This is a genomic window from Sphingomonas aquatilis (assembly GCF_014196115.1).
Taxonomy (GTDB): domain Bacteria; phylum Pseudomonadota; class Alphaproteobacteria; order Sphingomonadales; family Sphingomonadaceae; genus Sphingomonas; species Sphingomonas aquatilis.
In genome coordinates, this window is sequence record NZ_JACIDB010000001.1 from 441,191 (window position 1) to 460,938 (window position 19,748).

Genomic DNA, 19,748 nt, shown 5'->3' on the forward strand with positions numbered 1-19,748 from the left:
CCCAATCCTTCCCGCCTGCGGGGAGGGGGACCATGCCCAGCATGGTGGAGGGGGTTCTCCACACACGATATCGCCGGTGGAGAGCCCCCTCCACCCCTCGGCTTCGCCGAGCGGTCCCCCTCCCCGCGAGCGGGGAGGATTGGAAGAAAAGACGATGACCAATTCCTCTGCCCAGTTCGTTAATATCGGCGAGCGCACCAACGTCACCGGATCGGCGGCGTTCAAGAAGATGATCATGGCGGGCGACTATACGCGCGCGGTCGAGGTCGCGCGCCAGCAGGTCGAGAATGGCGCGCAGGTGGTCGACGTCAACATGGACGAAGGCCTGCTCGACGCCGAGCATGCCATGACGACCTTCCTGAAGCTGATCGCCGCCGAGCCCGATATCGCGCGCGTGCCGATCATGATCGACAGCTCCAAATGGAGCGTGATCGAGGCGGGGCTGAAGTGCGTCAGCGGCAAGCCGATCGTCAATTCGATCAGCATGAAGGAGGGCGAGGAGTCGTTCCTTCACTATGCCAAGCGCTGCATGGCCTATGGCGCCGCGGTGGTCGTGATGGCGTTCGACGAGGTGGGCCAGGCGGACACCAAAGACCGCAAGGTCGAGATTTGCGCGCGCGCCTATGACCTGTTGATGGGCATCGGCTTCCCGCCCGAAGACATCATCTTCGATCCCAACATCTTCGCGGTGGCGACGGGGATCGAGGAGCATAACAATTACGGCGTCGACTTCATCGAGGCGTGCAAAGAGATCAAGGCGCGCTGCCCGCACGTCCATATTTCGGGTGGCCTCTCCAACCTGTCGTTCAGCTTCCGCGGCAACGAGCCGGTGCGCCGCGCGATGCATTCGGTGTTCCTGTACCACGCGATCCCCGCGGGCATGGACATGGGGATCGTCAACGCAGGGCAGCTCGACGTGTACGACACGATCGATCCCGAACTGCGCACCGCGTGTGAGGACGTCATCCTCAACCGCGATCCCGAGGCGGGCGACCGGCTGGTCGCGCTCGCCGAGCGGTTCCGCGGCACCGATGCGGTGGCCGAGAAGGCAGCGGCAGAATGGCGCAGCCTGCCGGTCGTCAAGCGGCTGGAATATGCGCTGGTGAAGGGCATCGACGCGCATGTCGTCGACGATACCGAGGAATGCCGCCAAGCGTTCGCGCGGCCCATCGAGGTGATCGAGGGCCCGCTGATGGACGGCATGAACGTCGTCGGCGACCTGTTCGGATCGGGCAAGATGTTCCTGCCGCAGGTGGTGAAGTCGGCGCGTGTGATGAAGAAGGCGGTCGCGCATCTGCTGCCCTTCATCGAGGCGGCGAAGGAGCCGGGCGCCAAGGGCAAGGGCAAGATCGTGCTCGCGACCGTCAAGGGCGACGTCCACGATATCGGCAAGAACATCGTCGGCGTCGTGCTCCAGTGCAATGGCTTCGAGGTGGTCGACCTGGGCGTGATGGTGCCCTGGTCGAAGATCCTCGAGGCAGCGAACGAGAATGACGCCGATATGATCGGCCTCAGCGGCCTCATCACGCCATCGCTCGACGAAATGGTGACGGTGGCCGAAGAGATGAAGCGCGCCGGCATGTCGATGCCGCTACTGATCGGCGGTGCGACGACGTCGAAGGTGCATACCGCGCTGCGCATCTCGCCCGCCTATGACGGGCCGATCGTCCATGTGCTCGACGCCAGCCGCGCGGTCGGGGTCGCGACGACCCTGGTCAGCGATACACAGCGCGATGCCTATGTCGCCGGCGTTGCCGAGGATTACGAAAAGGTGCGGATCGCGCGCGCCAACAAGGGGCAGAACGACCTGCTGCCGCTCGCCGAGGCGCGGGCGCGGGGCTTGACGGTCGACATGGCGTTGAAGGCGCCGGCGGCGGCGCAGCCGGGCGTGCATGTGTTCGACGACTGGGACCTCGCCGACCTGCGGGCGTATATCGACTGGACGCCGTTCTTCCGCGCGTGGGAGCTTGCCGGCAACTTCCCGGCGATCCTGACCGACGAGGTGGTCGGCGAGAGCGCGAGCAGCCTGTATGCCGATGCGCAGGCGATGCTCGACCGGATCGTCGCGGAGAAGTGGCTGACCGCGCGCGGCGTCGCCGGGCTGTGGGCGTGTCACCGTCACGACGACGACGTGTGGGTCTATACGCAGCATCGCGAGGCGCATCGCAGCCCCGATGGCGCGAGCATTCCCGAAGGCTTCCAGATCCCGAACCTCGACCGCACGCAGGAGGCGAGCGTGCGGCTGCCGTTCCTGCGCCAGCAGATCGCCAAGCGTGAGGGCCGCGCCAACATGTGCCTCGCCGATTTCATCGATCCGGCGGGCGACTGGATGGGCGGCTTCGCGGTCGGCATCCATGGCATCGAGCCGCATCTGGCGCGGTTCAAGGCGGACAACGACGATTACAACGACATCCTGCTGAAGGCGCTGGCGGATCGTTTGGCCGAGGCGTTCGCGGAGCGGCTGCACGCGCATGTCCGCACCGATTTGTGGGGCTATGCGCCGGGCGAGCAACTGACCAACGAGGCGCTGGTGCGCGAACAATATCGCGGCATCCGGCCGGCACCGGGCTATCCGGCGTGCCCCGAACATTCGCTGAAGGTGACGCTGTTCGAGATGCTCGACGCGCAGGGCAATGCGGGCCTGGAGCTGACCGACAGCTTCGCGATGCTGCCGACCGCGGCGGTGAGCGGCTTCTACTTTGGCCATGCGCAGGCGGAATATTTCGGCGTGGCGCGGATCGGCGAGGATCAGGTGGCGGATTACGCCACGCGGCGCGGCGTCTCGGTGGAGCAGGCGACGCGCTGGCTGCGGCCGAATCTGGACTGAGGCATTCTCTTGCTCCCCTCCCTTCCAGGGAGGGGCTGGGGGTGGGTGGCGGCCGGGCGATACGGCGCCGGCGTCCTTGATGGCGGCCGTACCATCAAGCCTCCACCCACCCCCGACCCCTCCCTGGAAGGGAGGGGAGGCGGAGTGCTACCGGATTGTTAACCACTTCCCGATAGGCAGCGGCGAGGAAGGGCGTGCCGCCGGGCGTGCCCGTATACGCCAAGGGACGTTGCCATATGTGCCTCCAGCTTCCACCCGTGCCGGGCAGTGTCGCGCTGCCGGGCTTCGCCTCGGTCGCCGCGGAGCGCGATGCGTGGCGGGTGCGGACGCGCCAGCGCCAGCAGGCGCTGAGCCCGGTGCTGACCGCGGTGCCACGCATCCGCGGGCCGGTGTCGGCGGAGACGTTCCTCGACCTGTTCTACGCGCCGGGCATTCCGGTGGTGATCGAAGGGCTGGCGGCGAAATGGCCGGCGGTGCGTCAGTGGACGACCAAGAAGCTGGCGCGCAAGGTCGGCTCGGCGGAGATAACCTATCAGGGTGGCCGCAACAGCGCCCCCGACTTCGAGATCGCCAAGACGCGCCATACGCGGACCATGCCGTTCGACGCCTATATCGACATGGTGACGAGCGCCGACACCGGCAACGACGCCTATATCACCGCCTATAACAACGTCGCCAATACGGTGGCGCTACAGCCGCTGATGGGCGATTTCGGGCCGGTGCCGTTCTTGGACGAGCGGATCGGCAGCATCTGGATCGGGCCGAAGGGCACGTTCACGCCGCTGCACCACGACCTCAACAACAATCTGCTGGTGCAGCTGATGGGCACCAAGCGCCTGTTCCTGCTGCCGCCCGACGAGACGTCGAAGCTCGCCAACAATGACTTCGTGTTCAGCGACGTCCACGACATCATGAGCGACGACAAGGTGGCGCAATATCCCGAGGTGCTCTCGGCGCGCTGCTATCATGTCGATATCCACCCCGGCGATGCGCTGTTCATGCCGGTGGGCTGGTGGCACCAGGTCGAGGCGCTGTCGTTCAGCGCGATGCTGACCTATCACAATTTCATCTGGCCCAACGACGCGTTCCGGGATTTCCCGCCGAACCGGTGAGGCCTCGGTCCGATCAATGTTCCGCAGTTGCGTACTCCTCCCCCTGGCGGGGGAGGAATTCGGCCTTAAAACCCGCGTTTCGCGAGGCCGGGATTGCGGCGGAGTTGCGGCGCGACCACCGGGATGGTCAGCATCGTGCTGGCGACCGCCATCAGCAGCAGCGCGGTGAAGGTTTCGCTGGTGATGATCTTCTTGTCCAACAGGATGTTGACGAAGATGATCATGATCAGCGCCTTGGTCTGCAGCAGCCAGCCGATCGCGCTGGCATCGCCCTTGGGCCATTTGAGGATGCGGCCCGCCAGGTGAATGCCGGCGAGCTTGCCGCCGACCGACGCGGCGAGCAACAGCGCGGCGACCGCGAATACCGATGTGCCGCCCATGCCCCATTGCGTCTTGAGGCCGGTCGACAGGAAGTAGACGGGCATCACCGCGAGCAGGATGGTGCCGCGGAACCGGTCCATCCGCGCCTCGCCGAACCAATGCGCGTCGAGCACGGCGCCGGCCAGAAACGCGCCGACCATGAAGTGCAGGCCGGCCCAGTCGGCGGCGAAGGCGCAGAGCGCCAGCCAGATCAGACCGACGTACCAGCGATCGTTTTCCGGCAGCGCGCGCAACAGCTTGCGGATCGCCCAGGTGGCGACGGCGAAGCCGACCAGGAAGCCCGCCTGCCGCCCGACGCGCTCCCAGTCGAGCAGGATCAGCGCGAGCACGCCCCAGATCGCGATATCGTCGAGGCTGGCGTAGCGCAGTACGCGCTGGCCCAGCGGCGCGCGCAGGATGGCGAGCTTTTCCATTAGCAGCACGAGGATGGGGAGCGCGGTGACGGCGCAGGCCATGCCGATGCCGAGCACCACCTGCCAGTTCGCACCGCTCGGCCCGCGCCAGCCGGGGTAGCGCAGGATAACGAGCGCGGCGAGGCTGCCCGCGATCAGCGGCACACCCAAGGCGAGGCCGGCGGTGACGCCCGTTTCGCGCCGCCGCCGCCACGCCTCGCCGACGTCCAGCTCCAAGCCCGCCACCCAGACGAACAGCATCACCGACCACCAGGCGATGCCGTTCAGCGCCCCCATCGTCGCGGGCGCGAAGACGAAGGCGTAATAATCGGGGAAGATCGCGCCGAGAATGCCCGGCCCCAGCAGGATGCCGCCGATGATCTGCACGACGACCAGCGGCGCCCAATAATCGGTCCGCCCCAGCCGCCACACGGCATAGGGCAGGGTGAAGATGATCAGGATGGCGAGGAGGAATACCTCGGTCGCCGACATCGCGTGCATGATTGGACAATATCCCCGGTGCGGCGTGTCCCCCCGACGCGCTGCGGCATGTTTGTTGCCCCCTCCCATCCGCGTCCGCAATGCTTTTTCTGACCCGCGCTGGGACACGTTCTGTGTCCGCTAACCCCATGAAAGAACGGGGCGATCCATTAACCGCGATTGGCGCTGGCGCGGCGCGCGGGCGGGCGGCAGGATTGCGGCCATGACCCGTACCCTGATCGCGCTCGCCCTCGTCGCCAGCCCCGCCTTTGCCCAGCAGCAGGCGCCGTTCACCGTCGTCGAGACGGGGCAGGGCTTCACCGATCTGCAGGAGGCGGTGTCGTCGATCCGCATGGGGACGGGGACGATCCGCATCGCGCCCGGCGTCTACCGGCAATGCGCGGTGCAGCAGGGCGGGCGCATCACCTTCCAGGCGGCGCAGCCGGGCACTGCGATCTTCGAAAAGACTGCCTGCGAGGACAAGGCCGGGCTGGTGCTGCGCGGGCAGGGATCGACGGTCGATGGCCTCGTGTTCCGCGGCTATCGCGTGCCGGACGGCAATGGCGCAGGGATCCGCACCGAAATGGGCGACCTGACGGTGACCAACTCGATGTTCCTCGACAGCCAGGAAGGCATCTTGGGTGGTGAGCCGACAGGTCAGCGCATCCGGATCGACCATGCGACCTTTTCCGGCCTCGGCCAGTGCGACGAGACGCCCGATTGCGCGCACAGCATTTACCTCGCCAATCGCGGGCAGGTGACGATCACCAATTCGCGGTTCGAGCGCGGGCGCGGCGGGCATTACGTCAAGCTGCGCGTGCCCAATGTGACGATCAGCGACAACAGCTTCGACGACACGGCGGGGCAGAAGACCAATTACATGATCGACTTGCCGGAGGGCGCGCGCGGGCTAATCACGCGCAACACCTTCGTGCAGGGCCGCGCCAAGGAGAATCACAGCGGGCTGATCGTCGTGGCGGCCGAGGCGAAGACCTATCCGTCCGCGGGGCTGCGCATCGAGGGCAATGACGCGCGGCTGGCACCGGGGGCGCCGACCAACCCGGCGTTCGTCGCGGACCTGAGCCACGAGCGGCTGGCGGTGGGGGCGAACCGGCTGGGGCCGGGGATACGGATGTTCGAGACGCGGTGAGGGGGGAAGCCCCTCCCGTTCGCCCTGAGTCTGTCGAAGGGCGGATATCCCCGCGCACCGTCGCGCGTGTGGACAGGTGCCCTTCGACAGGCTCAGGGCGAACGGCGGGTGGGCGCTATTTCAGCTGCTTGGGGTCCACCACGACGTAGCGGATGCGGGTGCGGTTCCAGGTGTAGGTGATGTGGACCAGGCCGTCACGGGTCTGGATGACCGCGGGATAGGCGTAGCCGTCGGGCATCGGCTTCGATTCCAGCGTCAGCGCCTTGTGCCAGTCGACGCCATCGGCGGACAGGCCGATGTTGAGCGGCCAGCGCGGGCCGTCGCCCGGCGTGTCGGGACGGTGCGCGGCGTGGTTGTAGACGATCAGCTGGCGCCCATCCTGCAGCGTCACCGCATCGGTGCCGGCATTGGGATTGGGCAGGTCGATCGCGGCGAGCGGCGACCAGCTTTTGCCGTCGTCTTTCGACCAGCTCATCGCCAGCGCGCCCTGCCGGGTGCGGGCGATCAGTTCGAGACGGCCGTCGGGATAGGACAAAACGCTCGGCTGGATCGCCTCGATGTTCATCGGCGAGGGGATTTCCGCCTCCGCCTGCCACGTCTTCCCGCGATCGGTGGAGCGTTCCATCTTGAGGAACCAGCGGTTCTTCTCGGGCGTGCCGACTTCGCGGCTGGACGGCGCGAGCCATGTCCCGTCGCGGGTCACGAACATCTTGTTCTTGATCGGGCCAAGGATGCCGTCGGGCAGGCGCGTCGGCTGGCTCCAGTGGCGGCCACCGTCGGTCGAGGTGATGACCATGCCCCACCAGTCGCGCGGGTTGGGGCCGATCTTGTAGAACAGATGGAGCGGCTGACCGGCGGGCTGGAACAGCACCGGGTTCCACGTGGGGTAAAGCTTGCCGTCTGCGCTGCGGCCATCGGCGACCGCGACGGGCGTGTCCCAGCCCTTGGCGCTGTGGCGGGCGAACCAGATCTTCACGTCCGGCCGGCTTTCGCCGCTGCCGCCGAACCAGGCGGCGGCGAGCTGGCCGTCGGGGAGTTCGACGATCGTCGAGGCATGCGCCTGCGGGTAGGGCGGGGCGGCGTCGATGAACTGGGATTGCAAGATGGGGGATTGGGCCAGCGCGGGCGTGGCGAGCGCTGCGACGGTCGCGATGGCGACCGAGAGTCGCCCCGCCCACGCCGTCACCCCGGACTTGGTCCGGGGTCCACTCTGCGGCGAGGGGAATGGCTGGAAGCTCGGACGCTGCCCCCGCGGCTGGGTAGACCCCGGAACGAGTCCGGGGTGACGAGGGGTGTGGGGCGAGGGGAATGGCTGGAGGTTCACGCGTTGCCCCCGCGGCCCGGTGGACCCCGGAACGAGTCCGGGGTGACGGTGTGGGTGGGGCGAGCGGAGGGGCAAACGCGGGGTCGTCATCGTGCGCAAGTATCGCCGGTGCCGGGGTCGAGGTCCAGGCAGCGGCCGTCGAGGCCCTTCACCGGCAGATGGATCGTCGCCGCGAGCGTGGGCGCGATGTCGACCGTTTCCACCGACAGCGGCTGTTCGAAGCCGGCGATGCCCTTGCGCCAGAACAGGATCGGCACGCGGCGGTCGTAATCCCAGGGAGACCCATGCGTTTCGATATAGCCTTCCTTCGGCTCCTCGATCGTCGTCACGCGCGGTTTGAGCAGGACGAGCAGGTCGCCCGACACGTCCGGGTTGAACGAGGCGCGCGCGCGTTCCAGCAGCGTCCAGTTTTCGGGCGGCGTGGTGGCGAAGGGCGTGGCGGCGATCTGTGCGCGGGTGAAGGCGCCGGCGACCTGCGGCATGGCAGCGAAACGCTTCTGCGCCTCGGCCAGCACGCGCGGGCGCAGCGCGGCGGGCAGGTCCTTGCCGAGATAGACGTCGCCCTCCGCGCCGACCAGCGCGGGAACGGTGAGGCCGAACTCGCGCATCAGCGCGGCATTCACCACCTTGATCGAGGCGTCGCCGGAGACATGCTCCTCCATCGGCATCGCATGCTGCTGCTGGCGTTCGGTCATGTCGTGCGCGCCGTGATCGGCGGTCAGCACGACCTCGTAATCGATGCCCCAGCTGTCGAGCGTGTTGAGGAAACTGCCCAAGGTGTGATCGAGCTGGTCCATCTGGATGCACATTTCGGTGCCCTGCGTACCGAGCGCATGGCCGATATAGTCGGTCGCCGAGGCGCCGATATCGATGATGTCGGTCTGCGGTCCCTTGCCGAGGCCCATGTCCTGGATCAGCCCCGCCGCGATCGCGAACACTGCGGCATCGCTGGCGGGCGAGACGCGGAAGCCCTTGAGGTCACCCGCCGCGCGCGCGAAGCGGCCCTGGCCGTAGACCTTGCCGGCCACCGTGATCGGTCGGTCGAGTGCCTCGCAATAGGACGGCAGCGGCAGCGGTTCCTGGGGCTTGGCGACCAGCGCCGCCACGGCGTCGCGGCCGCGCTGGACGGCGCGGGGCACGGGCCGACCGGCGTAGCTGGAATAGGTCTTGCCGTCCCACCACCAGAGTTCGTCGACCTTGTGTCCGCCCATCATCACCGCGGCGCGATCCTTGCCCGCGACCGAGACGACGCGGGTGCGCGGATCGGCGGCCTTCATCATCTCGCCCAGCGTCGGCACCTTCAGATGCTTGTCGCTGACGACATAATGTTCGTGGTCGGTGCCGGGGACGGTTTCGTCCTCGGTGCAATAGACGATCTTGTCGGCGCGGGCGATGTTTTGCTCGACCCAGTTGTTGGCGACGATGCCGGTGTGCGCCGGGCGCATGCCGGTGAGGATCGTCGAATGGCCGGGGCACGTCTCGGTCGCGGCATGGCTCTGATAGCCCGACGGGAAGACGACACCGGTCAGCAGGCGCGCGAAGCCTTCGGTGAAGTGATTGCGATATTGCTGGAACAGGTCGGCGGAGAATTGGTCGACCGAAATGGCGACGATCAGCTTCGGCGGCGTCTTTAGCGCGGTGCTGGTCGCGCCGGGAGCCGGGGTGGATGTCGGGATGGGGGGCGCGGGGCTCGGTTCGGGACGGAAGCCCGGCGCGGGCGCGGTTTGGGCGATCGCCGGCGCGGCGGCGGTGGCGAACAGGGCGGCGGCGATCAGCGCTTTCATCGAGGGTACTCGTGTTACGAAACCGCCGCCGCTATGACGGGCGGCGATGGATCGGGCAAGAATGGGCAAGCCGCGAACGGCGGTGGTGGCGATGCGCGCACTGTGTTGCGCGCTGATGACGATTGTGGCGAGCCTGTGGGCGATGCCGGCGATGGCGGACCTCGCACCCGCGGGCGGCGCGCCGCACCTGGCCATGCAGCTGGTGCCGGAGAGCGACAGTCCGCGCGCCGGCCAGGCGCTGACGATCGCGATCGCGACGCAGCCCGAAAAGGGCTGGCACGGCTATTGGCGCAATCCGGGCGATGCGGGGTTCGCGCCCGCGCTGCAATGGACGCTGCCCAAGGGCGTGACCGCTGCGCCCGACCTGCAATGGCCGGTGCCCTCGACGCTCGTCGTCGCGGGGCTGATGAATTACGTGTACGAGGCGCCCTATGCGCCGCTCGCGACGCTGCGGGTGCCGGCGGGGCTGGCCAAGGGCACCAGGCTGCCGGTGCGGCTGGCGATCAACTATCTCGTCTGCACCGACACGATCTGCGTACCCGAGGCGCAGGCGCTGAGCTTGGACCTCACGATCGGGGATGGCGCACCGTCGCATGGCGCGGACTTCGACCGCTGGCGTGCGGCGATCCCCAAGCCGCTGGATGCCGCCGCGACCTATCAGGTGAAAGACGGCAAGCTGGTGATGGCGGTGCCGCTGCCCGCCGCGGCGAAGGTGTCCGACGTCGCCTTCTTTCCCTATGGCCCCGACATGGTGAAGTACGCCGCGGCGCAGAGCGTGACGCGCGACGGCGACCGGTTGCTGCTGACCACCGAGGGCGCGCCGAAGGGCGACATTGCCGGCGTGCTGCGCATCGGCCGTGATCTGGGGCTGAGCGTGACTGCCAAGCCCGGCACGGTGGCGTCGCCCGACGATCGCAGCGGCTGGATGGCGGCGCTGCTCGCCTTTGCCGGCGCGGTGCTGGGCGGGCTGATCCTGAACGTGATGCCGTGCGTCTTCCCGATTCTGAGCCTGAAGGCGCTGCATCTGGCGCGTGGCGGATCGGACGAGCGCGCGGCGCGGATCGATGCCTTGGGCTATATGCTGGGCACGGTGCTGATGTGCGTCGGACTGGGGGCGCTGATCCTGGCGCTGCGGGCGGGCGGATCGGCGGTCGGCTGGGCGTTCCAGTTGCAGGACCCGCGCATCGTCGTGCTGCTGATCGCGCTGACCTTTGCGATCACATTGAACCTCGCCGGACGATTCGAAGTGCCGGTGCCCGCCTTCGCGAGCCATGGCGGGGCGGCGGGATCGATCGCGACCGGCGCGCTCGCCGCCTTCGTCGCGACGCCGTGCAGCGGGCCGTTCATGGGCGCGGCACTGGGTGCGGCGCTGGTGCTGCCCTGGCCGGCGGCGCTGGCGGTCTTCGCGGGGTTGGGGCTGGGGTTGGCGCTGCCGTTCCTCGCCATCGGCTTCGTGCCCGCGCTGCGGCGGCGGTTGCCCAAGCCGGGGCTGTGGATGGAGCGATTCCGTCGCGTGCTCGCCGTGCCGATGGCGCTGACGGTGCTCGCGCTGTTGTGGCTGGCGTGGCGGCAGGCGGGGACGATGGGGCTGGCGCTCGGCCTCGCGACGCTGGTCGCGACCGGCGTAATCCTGAGCCTGGGCGGTACGCGGCAGCGGCGGGGCGATGGCTTCGGCTGGGCGCTGGCGCTGGCGGCGCTGGTGGTGCCGGCGGGGCTGGCGGCGGCGCTGACCGGCGGGGCGACCAAGCCCGCGCATACCGGCGGCGATGCGTTCAGCGAGGAACGGCTGGCGAGCCTGCGCAAGCAAGGGCGGCCGGTCTTCGCCTATTTCACCGCGGACTGGTGCCTGTCGTGCAAGGTCAACGAAGCCTCGTCGATCGACACGAACGCGACGCGCGCGGCGTTCGAGCGCAATAATGTCGCGGTGCTGGTGGGCGACTGGACCGATGGCGATCCGGCGCTGGGGCGGTTCATCCAGGCGCACAACCGCGCGGGCGTGCCGCTGTATCTATACTATGCGCCGGGAGCGGCCGAGCCGCGCGTGTTGCCGCAGGTGCTGACGCCGGGGATGCTGGCGGAGCTGAAATAACCCCAAGTCGAAATCCTCCCCCGCCAGGGGGAGGGGGACCGTTCGGCGTCAGCCGAATGGTGGAGGGGGAGGTAAGTGCGGTGCCATTGTACAAGATACCGCCGTCCTCCCCCTCCGTCAGCTTCGCTGCCACCTCCCCCTGGCGGGGGAGGACTTTCATGGAGCAGCACTATCCTCTTGTGCGGCGCAGCGATTCCTCGCAGCATGGAACCGAAGCTGGCAAGGGGGCTTTATCGTTCCGATGGGGAAACGACCGGCGTTCGACGAGATCATGGGGCAGCACGGCGATACGCCGCCGCGGCCCGAACTGGCAGCCTTGGGCACGTGGCTCGCCGATACCCCGGATGACGATCTGCGCCGTCGGCAACAGGCCGCCGAAAATACCTTTCGCCAATTGGGCATCACCTTCGCCGTCTATGGCGACACCGACACGCGCGAGCGGATCATCCCGTTCGACATCGTACCGCGCGTGTTCCTCCACGACGAATGGGCGCGCCTGTCCGAGGGGCTGGTGCAGCGGGTCGAGGCGATCAACGCCTTCCTCGACGATATCTATGGCGAGCGCCGCATCCTGAAAGAGGGCGTGCTGCCCGTCGACCTGATCCTCGGCAACCCGCAATTCCGGCCTGAGATCGCCGGCATGCGCCCGCCGCACGGCATCTGGGCGCATATCTGCGGCATCGACCTGGTGCGCACCGGGCCCGACCAGTTCTTCGTGCTCGAAGACAATGCACGCACGCCGTCGGGGGTGAGCTACATGCTCGAGAACCGCGAGGCGATGGTGCGCCTGTGCCCCGAACTGTTCCGCGAATATCGCGTCGAGCCGGTCGACAGCTATCCCGACCGCCTGCTGCAGACGATGAAGTCGGTGGCGCCGCCTGGGCGTGGCAGCCAGCCGGTGTGCGTCGTGCTGACGCCGGGTCATTACAATTCGGCCTATTACGAACACAGCTTCCTCGCCGATTCGATGGGCATCGAACTCGTCGAGGCGGCCGATCTGGTCGTCGACGACGATCGCGTGTGGATGCGCACGATCGCAGGCCGCGTGCAGGTGGACGTGATCTATCGCCGGATCGACGACGACTTCCTCGATCCCTTGGTCTTCCGCCCCGATTCGATGCTCGGCGTGCCGGGGCTGATCGCGGCTTATGCCGCAGGAAACGTCGCGATTATCAACGCGCCGGGTAACGGCATCGCCGACGACAAAGCGATCTACAGCTACATGCCCGAGATCGTCCGCTTCTATTCGGGCGGCGAGGCGAAGCTGCCCAATGTCGAGACGTGGCGCTGCCGCGAGCCCGAGGCCTTATCCTATGTGCTCGATCATCTGGACGAAGTGGTGGTGAAGCTGGTCGACGGGTCGGGCGGCTATGGCATGCTGGTCGGCCCGACGGCGAGCAAGGCCGAGATCGAGGCGTTCCGTGCCGCGCTGGTCGCCGAGCCGCACCGCTATATCGCGCAGCCGACGCTGGCGCTGTCGACCGTGCCGACGCTGACCGATGCGGGCGTCGCACCGCGGCATGTCGACTTCCGTCCCTTCGTATTGACCGGGTCGTGCGGCGTGCAGGTGGTGCCGGGCGGCCTGACGCGTGTGGCGCTGAAGGAAGGGTCGCTGGTCGTCAATTCGAGCCAGGGCGGGGGAACGAAGGACAGCTTCGTACTGATGGCGGAAGAGACGCCGCGGCAGGGACAGACGCAGACGCAAACGCAGACGGGGGGTGGGATGACGCAGAGCCAGGGGGGCGTGGCGTGAGGGGGATCGTGTCGCGGCCGCAAGCGCTCCGTCACCCCGGACTTGGTCCGGGGTCCACTCCGCGGCGAGGGGGATGGCTGGAGGTTCGGGCGCTGCCCCCGCGGCCCGGTGGACCCCGGAACGAGTCCGGGGTGACGGAGTGGGTGGGGCGTCGGTGGCGTGCCACATTGGCCGGGGAGCGTGTCGCATGATGCTCTCCCGCACCGGCGCATCGCTCTACTGGCTTGGTCGCTATCTCGAGCGGGCCGATTTCATCGCGCGGCTGATCGAGGCGACCGTGCGGCTCGACGTGATGTCGTCGCGGCCGGCGGGGGAGATCGCTTGGTCGTCGGCGCTTGCCGTCACCGAAACCGAAGAGGCGTTCGCCGCCAGCGGCGCGGCGCTCCGCCAGACCGAGGTCGTGCGTTTCCTGACGCTCGATACCAGCCACCCGGGATCGGTGATCCGCTGCCTCGACCGCGCGCGCGACAATGCCAAGGCGGTGCGCACCGCGCTGAGCCGCGAGGCGTGGACCGCGATCAACCGCGCCTGGCTGGTGTTCGAAAACCGCAACCAGGTGGGCGACACCGCGCAGACGCTGAGCCTGGTCGAGGCGGTGAAGAACGAGACGCGCGGCTTCGAAGGCGAGGTGCATCAGATGCTGCGCAACCAGTCGCACTGGTTCATCCGGCTGGGGCAGGCGGTGGAACGGGCCGACAACACTGCGCGGCTGCTCGACGTCAAATATCATATCCTGCTGCCCGAGGGCGAGGCGGTGGGCGGCGTGGTCGATCGCGATCAGTGGACGACGATCCTGCAGACGGTGTCGGCGGTGACCGCCTATCGCTGGCTCTATTCGGACGGGCTGACGCCGGCGAACGTCATCGACCTGCTGATCGCCAACCGCGACCTGCCGCGCAGCCTGCTCGCCTCCGCCGAGACGACGGTCGACCTGCTCGGCCTGCTCGCCGAGCGCACCGGCGCGCATGGCGAGGCGGACCGGATGGCGCGGATGCGCGCCGCACGGCTGGGGCGGACGCGGTCGGGCGAGGTGATCGCCAGTGGGCTGCACCAATATCTGCAAGCCTTCATCCGCGAAAACGGCCAGTTGCACGAGGCGATCGGCCGCCAGTTCCGGTTCGGCTGTTCCGCCTTTCGATCGACCACCGCACCGTCTATCGCTTCAGCGAGCCGCAGAGCCGGCTCGTCCAGATGCTGCGCATGACGCCCGAAAACAGCCACGACCAGACGGTGGCGCGCTGGCGGATCGACGTGGATCACGATGCGACGATGCGGCGCGGACGCGATGGCTTCGGCAATGCCGTCACCATGCTGTACGTCGAAGGGCCGCTGCTCGACATCGAGATCGCGGTGCGCGGCGAGGTGCTGACCAGCCATTCGGATGGCGTGGTGCGCGGCGTCAACGAGGTGTTGCCGCCCGCGGTGTTCCTGCGCGCGACCGACGCAACGCCACGCGACCCCGCGATTGCCGCTTATGCGCGCGAGGCGGTGGCGGGCGCGGACGGCGTGATCGCGCAGCTGCATCGGCTGAACCACGCCTTCCATGGCCGCTTCGCGCTCGACCGGCGGCGGCCGGAGGCGGGGTTGAGCGCGGCGGTGGCGTTCACGCGCGAGGCGGCGACGTCGCGCGATCTGGCGCAGATGTTCGCGGTGGCGGCGCGCAGTCTCGACATTCCGGCGCGCTATGTGTCGGGATATAGCATCGTCGAAGGATCGCTGCGCCCGACGCCGCATGGCTGGGCGGAGGCGCATGTGCCCGGGCTCGGCTGGGTGGGGTTCGATCCCTGCACGGGGCGCTCGCCACAGGAGGAAAGCGTCCGCGTCGCGGCGGCACTGGATGCGGCAGGCGCGGCGCCGGTGGCGGGATCGCGACTGGGCGAGGGCGAGGAAGAACTGGACGTCGCGGTGAAGGTGTCGGCGGCGCAATAACTGCGTGCCGTTTTCGCTGTGCCACCGGGGTGTATCTCCGCTGACGGTGCGACTTGAGCCGAGACGGTAGCGCGTCTGGATTCCCGCCTGCGCGGGAATGACGATGGGGGGCGTTTCGCGCATTCCTTTCGTCATCCCGGCGGACGCCGGAATCCATGGTGTCGGAACGTCGGTTGGCGCTTGATGCGGCAAGGATCCCGCATCCATGGATCCCGGCCTGCGCCGGGATGACGAATGGGGCTGTTCGTGCGTGTCGCTCCCCCGCAAACGCAGTTAACCGGATCACAACTCCTCAGGGCTTAGGCGGGCAGCGTGGGGTATGTCCGCATCTCGAGGCTGCGATACGCATGGGTTGGCGTGATGTTGGTCAGCGCTGCGTCGTGCGTGCCGCCGCGGCAGGGCGTCAGCCGCGTGTCGCAAGCGGTGCCGCCGCCGACACCCCGGCAGTTGCTGCGCGATCTGGCGCTCGACGTGCCGGGCGATCTGCCGGGGCTTGCCGGGCTGCCCGCGAGCCTGCGCGATGCGGTGGACGGCGACGATGCCGCGGCCGTTGCGCCGCAGGCCGCGCCGCCCTTCCTCGCGCAGATGCAGAGCCAGGAGGATGCGGCGCGCGCCACCGACTGCCTGACCGCCGCGGTTTATTACGAGGCGCGCTCCGAACCCGTCGATGGCCAGCGCGCCGTCGCGCAGGTGGTGCTGAACCGCGTGCGCGACCGCGCCTTTCCGCACAGCGTGTGCGGCGTGGTGTTCCAGGGATCGACGCGGCGCACAGGGTGCCAGTTCAGTTTCACCTGCGACGGATCGATGGCGCATCGCCGCGAACCCTATGCCTGGGCGCGGGCGCGCAGCGTGGCCGAGGCGGCGCTGGCGGGCAACGTCTATGCCCCGGTCGGCGGCGCGACCTTCTACCACACCGATGCGATCCTGCCGTGGTGGGCGTCCAGCCTGACGCGGATCGGATCGGTCGGCGCGCATATCTTCTATCGCTGGCGCGGCGCGATGGAGAGCGCGCTCAGCTTCCGTGCGGCCTATGCGGGCGTCGAGCCGGGGGTGGTTGCGGGCGGCGGCGATGGCGGAGCGCAGCCGCAGGTCGCGACTTTGTATCGCGACAGCCAGGACGATCGCGGCGTCACGGTGCATCGCGGCCGGATGACGCCGGTGGCGAGCGTCGCCGAGGCGCCCGCGACCGATGCCCCCAAGGCGGACGCGCCTGCGCCACGGATGATGATCGCGGCGGGCGTTCGCGTGCATCGCGGCAGCGAGGCGCCGCGGCGCCTGATGACCGAGGGTGCGGTGATCGGCGCCGAATCTGACCCGACCTGAGCCGCGTCAGGCGACCGCCATTGCGTCGGGCAGCGGCGGCGGGGCCAGTTCCTCGTCGGTCAGTGCGCGCCAGCCGTTGGGGCCCAGCATCTCGATCGGGCGATAGCGCGTCTTATACGCCATGCGCGCCGACCCCTTCACCCAATAGCCGAGGTAGACATAGGGCAGGCCGCTGTCCCGTGCGCGCAGGATATGGTCCATGATGATGTAATTGCCGAGGCCCGGCCGCGCGGTCGCGGGATCGTCGCCATCCGCATCGAAGAAGCTGTAGATCATCGACAGCCCGTCCGCCTGCCGGTCGGTGAGGCTGGCGCCGACCAGCTGGCCGCGCACGCCCCCAACCGAGGGCGTGCGATATTCGATGACGTGCGAGTTGACCGGGGAATGCTCGACCATGTCGGCATAATCCTCCTCGTCCATTCCCGCCATGCCGCCGCCCGGATGGCGCGCGCCCAGATAGCGGCGTAGCAGCTGGAACTGTTCGTCGGTCGCCCAGGGGCGGCAGGCGCTGACCTCCAGATCCTCGTTGCGGCGGAGCAGCTTGCGCTGCGTCGCATTGGGCACGAATTCGTCGGTGATGACGCGCACCGACACGCAGGCGGCACAGCCCGCGCACGAGGGCCGATAGGCGACGCCCTGCGACCGGCGAAAGCCGATACGGCCGAGCGCGTCGTTCAGCTCGGCGGCATGCGGGCCGGACAATTCGGTGAACACCTTCCGCTCCTGCCGGCCCGGCAGATAGGGGCAGGGCGCGGGCGTGGTGACGAAGAAGCGCGGAAAGCGAAAAGGCGCAGTCACCGCCGACAAACCCCCGAAGCAGACAGGCGCACGATACGCCGCGGCGACATATGAATCACCCCGTCGGTCCTGAAAAGCGGCTTTACCATCAAAGAAGGTTAATCGGCGGCAGAGAGTCTTTCCAGCATGGCCTGTTGGTCCGATCCGGGACAAACGGCGCCCATATTGCGCCGCACCCTGATTGCTGCGGTGCGGGAACTTCGGTCCAAATGGTGCGTTGGCGGTGTCCCTAGGTGTAACTTCGGAGTTGACTGATGACTAAGATTGCAGGCTCGCTCGCCGCGCTCGCGCTGACCACCGCCTCGATCGCCACGCCGGCGTTCGCGGCGCCCGTGAACCCCGCCGCCTCGCTGTCGGTGGCCAAGTCGGTTCGCGCCAGCGCCCCGTCGTCGCAGAAGAACAAGCTCGCCGGTGGCGGCCTGCTTGCCGCGCTGATCGCTGCGGGCGTGGTGGCGATCGGTGTCGTCGCGATCGTCGACGACGGCAATTCCGACAGCAACTGAGCTTTCGCTCAGCTGCAAAGCGGGGGTCGCGCCACGGCGCGGCCCCTTTTTTTGTGTCGCGTTCCCCGAAGACGTCCGGCGACACGCATCGTTGTACCGGGGTGCGGGGTGTTTATGATCCGTTTGATCATCGGGGGGAATCATGCCGGCATTTTGGGTTATCGCACTGGCGCTGTCGACGCCGACACCTGCGCAAGCGGTTACGCCCCCCGAGACGTGTACGTTGCTGCAAAAGGCCTATCGAATATCGACAGGCGAGGGGCACGGCACCGATCTGTCGACGGTCGGACCTGCAAAGACGGACCCGTCGCCTCTGGCGAAGTATAGGCCGGAATTCCGAAGTTATACCGGCTTGACCCCCGGCGAGTTTGCGGACCTGCAGGCCAACGAGTCGGCGGCCGTATCCCCTAGTTACGTCCCGCAGTGCGCATGGGACAAGGACGACACCGTGGGGGAGAAGAGCGGCTATGCGGTTGCGTTCAGCGCTCCCATCCTGTCGACCGATCGCCGCATCGCTCTGGTGGAAGTGTCTTACAGCAAAGGTATTTCCGCCCACGGGGGCCTGTGCATCATGCGGCTTTCGCCCGCAGGATGGAACGGACGCTGCATAAACGCGTGGAGTATCCGCTAGCCCCTACGCCTGCTCCACCATGCTCGTTTCGAAGCCACCTTCGCGCAGGGCGGCGATCAGGCGGTTGAGGTGGTCACGGTCGCGAGCTTCGCATTCGATGTCGGTGATCAGGCCTTTTGCCGGCAACGAGGTGAAGATGCGCTGGTGGTACACCTCGATGATGTTGACGCGCTGCGCGTCGAAGATGCGTGCGACGTTGTAGAGCGCACCGGGCTGGTCCTGCAGCCGCACGCGCAGGCGGGCGAGTCGGCCCGACCGGGCGAGGTCGCGTAGCAGCACGTTGGCGAGCAGGCGCGTGTCGATATTGCCGCCGCACAGGACGATGCCGACGGTGCGGCCCTTGAACCGCTCCGGATAGGCCATCAGCGCGGCAAGGCCGGCGGCGCCGGCGCCCTCGACCACGGTCTTTTCGATCTGGAGCAGCAGGCTGACCGCCTCTTCCAGATTGCGTTCGCCGACCAGCACGATGTCGTCGACCAGCTCGGCGACCATGCGCGAGGTGATGCCGCCCGGCTCCTTCACCGCGATACCCTCGGCCAGCGTGTCACCGGCGCAGGGCAAAGCGGTGCCGCGGATGCGATTGTACATCGAAGGGAAAAGTTCGGCCTGTACGCCGATCACCTCGATCGGATGGTCCGCGGCGCGTGCGACGACGCTGTTGCCCGAGATGAGGCCGCCGCCGCCGATCGGGATCAGCAGCGTGTCGAGGCTCGGCACGTCCTCCAGCATCTCGACCGCGACAGTGCCTTGGCCGGCGATGACGCGCGGATCGTCGAACGGGTGGACGAAGGTGAAGCCGCACTCCGCCTCCAGCACGCGGGCATGGGCATAGGCGGCGTCGAACGTGTCGCCTTCGAGCACCACCTTGGCCTTGTGGCCTTCGGTCTGCGTCACCTTCACCGTCGGCGTGGTGCGCGGCATCACGATCGTCGCGGGGATGCCGAGCCGGTTGGCGTGATAGGCGAGGCCCTGCGCGTGATTGCCGGCCGAGGCGGCGATGACGCCCTTGGCGCGCGCCTCCGGCGACAATTGCAGTAACGTATTGAGCGCGCCGCGTTCCTTGTACGCCGCGGTGAACTGCAGATTTTCGAACTTCATGAACACGGTGGCGCCGGTCATCTCGCTCAGCGTCTTGCTGATCAGCGTCGGCGTGCGGACGATCGCGTCGCGAATGCGGGCGTGGGCGGCGTACACATCGTCGATGGAGACGGGGAGCGAGGCGGTGTCGGCAGGGTTCGTGGCCATGGCGCCGAGCTAGACCATCTGGTGCGG

General features: G+C 67.9%; 15 protein-coding genes. 10 read left to right on the forward strand and 5 right to left on the reverse strand.

The annotated features are described in order from the left end of the window. The first annotated feature begins 76 nt into the window (after positions 1-76). Both metH and GGR47_RS02075 read left to right on the forward strand, forming a co-directional pair. Complete coding sequence (metH, locus tag GGR47_RS02070) at positions 77-2,827, forward strand: methionine synthase (protein WP_147036920.1); 2,751 nt, start codon at positions 77-79, stop codon at positions 2,825-2,827. Positions 2,828-3,063: 236 nt separating this feature from the next. Next, the gene (locus GGR47_RS02075) at positions 3,064-3,939 is read left to right on the forward strand and encodes a cupin-like domain-containing protein (protein WP_221204569.1); all 876 of its coding nucleotides are present in this window, start codon (positions 3,064-3,066) and stop codon (positions 3,937-3,939) included. 65 nt (positions 3,940-4,004) lie between these two features. On the opposite strand, the gene GGR47_RS02080 is transcribed toward GGR47_RS02075, so the two are convergent. Next, positions 4,005-5,213, reverse strand: coding sequence for a cation:proton antiporter (locus GGR47_RS02080; RefSeq protein WP_147036921.1), 1,209 nt, complete (start codon positions 5,211-5,213; stop codon positions 4,005-4,007). A gap of 202 nt (positions 5,214-5,415) precedes the next feature. Here GGR47_RS02080 and GGR47_RS02085 point away from each other — a divergent pair, with 202 nt between their 5' ends. Next, positions 5,416-6,342 carry a right-handed parallel beta-helix repeat-containing protein gene (locus tag GGR47_RS02085; RefSeq protein WP_147036922.1) on the forward strand — a complete coding sequence of 309 codons (927 nt, stop codon included), beginning with the start codon at positions 5,416-5,418 and terminating at the stop codon, positions 6,340-6,342. A gap of 115 nt (positions 6,343-6,457) precedes the next feature. Here GGR47_RS02085 and GGR47_RS02090 read toward each other — a convergent pair whose 3' ends face one another. Both GGR47_RS02090 and GGR47_RS02095 read right to left on the reverse strand, forming a co-directional pair. After that, entirely contained in the window at positions 6,458-7,528 is a 1,071-nt protein-coding gene (locus GGR47_RS02090) for a sialidase family protein (RefSeq protein WP_244305204.1), read from the reverse strand. A 224-nt stretch (positions 7,529-7,752) separates the two neighbouring features. After that, positions 7,753-9,450, reverse strand: a complete 1,698-nt coding sequence (locus tag GGR47_RS02095) for an alkaline phosphatase family protein (RefSeq protein ID WP_147036923.1) — start codon at positions 9,448-9,450, stop codon at positions 7,753-7,755. A 61-nt stretch (positions 9,451-9,511) separates the two neighbouring features. On the opposite strand from GGR47_RS02095, the gene GGR47_RS02100 reads away from it, so the two are divergent. The 5 genes from GGR47_RS02100 to GGR47_RS02120 all read left to right on the forward strand — a co-directional run bounded on the left by GGR47_RS02100 (position 9,512) and on the right by GGR47_RS02120 (position 16,544). Further along, positions 9,512-11,539: a protein-disulfide reductase DsbD family protein gene (locus tag GGR47_RS02100; RefSeq protein ID WP_147036924.1), complete on the forward strand. Its 2,028-nt coding sequence runs from the start codon at positions 9,512-9,514 to the stop codon at positions 11,537-11,539. 241 nt (positions 11,540-11,780) lie between these two features. Continuing rightward, the gene (locus GGR47_RS02105) at positions 11,781-13,292 is read left to right on the forward strand and encodes a circularly permuted type 2 ATP-grasp protein (RefSeq protein ID WP_147037469.1); all 1,512 of its coding nucleotides are present in this window, start codon (positions 11,781-11,783) and stop codon (positions 13,290-13,292) included. Positions 13,293-13,482: 190 nt separating this feature from the next. After that, positions 13,483-14,496, forward strand: coding sequence for an alpha-E domain-containing protein (locus GGR47_RS02110; RefSeq protein ID WP_244305240.1), 1,014 nt, complete (start codon positions 13,483-13,485; stop codon positions 14,494-14,496). Further along, on the forward strand, positions 14,415-15,221 hold the full coding sequence (locus tag GGR47_RS02115) for a transglutaminase family protein (RefSeq protein WP_147037034.1): 807 nt from the start codon (positions 14,415-14,417) through the stop codon (positions 15,219-15,221). The genes GGR47_RS02110 and GGR47_RS02115 overlap by 82 nt, the downstream gene beginning before the upstream one ends. A gap of 360 nt (positions 15,222-15,581) precedes the next feature. Further along, the gene (locus tag GGR47_RS02120) at positions 15,582-16,544 is read left to right on the forward strand and encodes a cell wall hydrolase (protein WP_147037032.1); all 963 of its coding nucleotides are present in this window, start codon (positions 15,582-15,584) and stop codon (positions 16,542-16,544) included. 6 nt (positions 16,545-16,550) lie between these two features. Here GGR47_RS02120 and GGR47_RS02125 read toward each other — a convergent pair whose 3' ends face one another. After that, positions 16,551-17,342 carry an arginyltransferase gene (locus tag GGR47_RS02125; RefSeq protein ID WP_147037031.1) on the reverse strand — a complete coding sequence of 264 codons (792 nt, stop codon included), beginning with the start codon at positions 17,340-17,342 and terminating at the stop codon, positions 16,551-16,553. 254 nt (positions 17,343-17,596) lie between these two features. Here GGR47_RS02125 and GGR47_RS02130 point away from each other — a divergent pair, with 254 nt between their 5' ends. Both GGR47_RS02130 and GGR47_RS02135 read left to right on the forward strand, forming a co-directional pair. Beyond that, positions 17,597-17,845, forward strand: a complete 249-nt coding sequence (locus GGR47_RS02130) for a hypothetical protein (protein ID WP_147037030.1) — start codon at positions 17,597-17,599, stop codon at positions 17,843-17,845. A 142-nt stretch (positions 17,846-17,987) separates the two neighbouring features. Beyond that, positions 17,988-18,476: a hypothetical protein gene (locus GGR47_RS02135; protein ID WP_244305238.1), complete on the forward strand. Its 489-nt coding sequence runs from the start codon at positions 17,988-17,990 to the stop codon at positions 18,474-18,476. Between the two features lie 3 nt (positions 18,477-18,479). On the opposite strand, the gene GGR47_RS02140 is transcribed toward GGR47_RS02135, so the two are convergent. Next, positions 18,480-19,721 (reverse strand): threonine ammonia-lyase, encoded by a 1,242-nt coding sequence (locus GGR47_RS02140; protein ID WP_147037029.1) that lies wholly within the window; start codon positions 19,719-19,721, stop codon positions 18,480-18,482. Between the last annotated feature and the right edge of the window lie 27 nt (positions 19,722-19,748).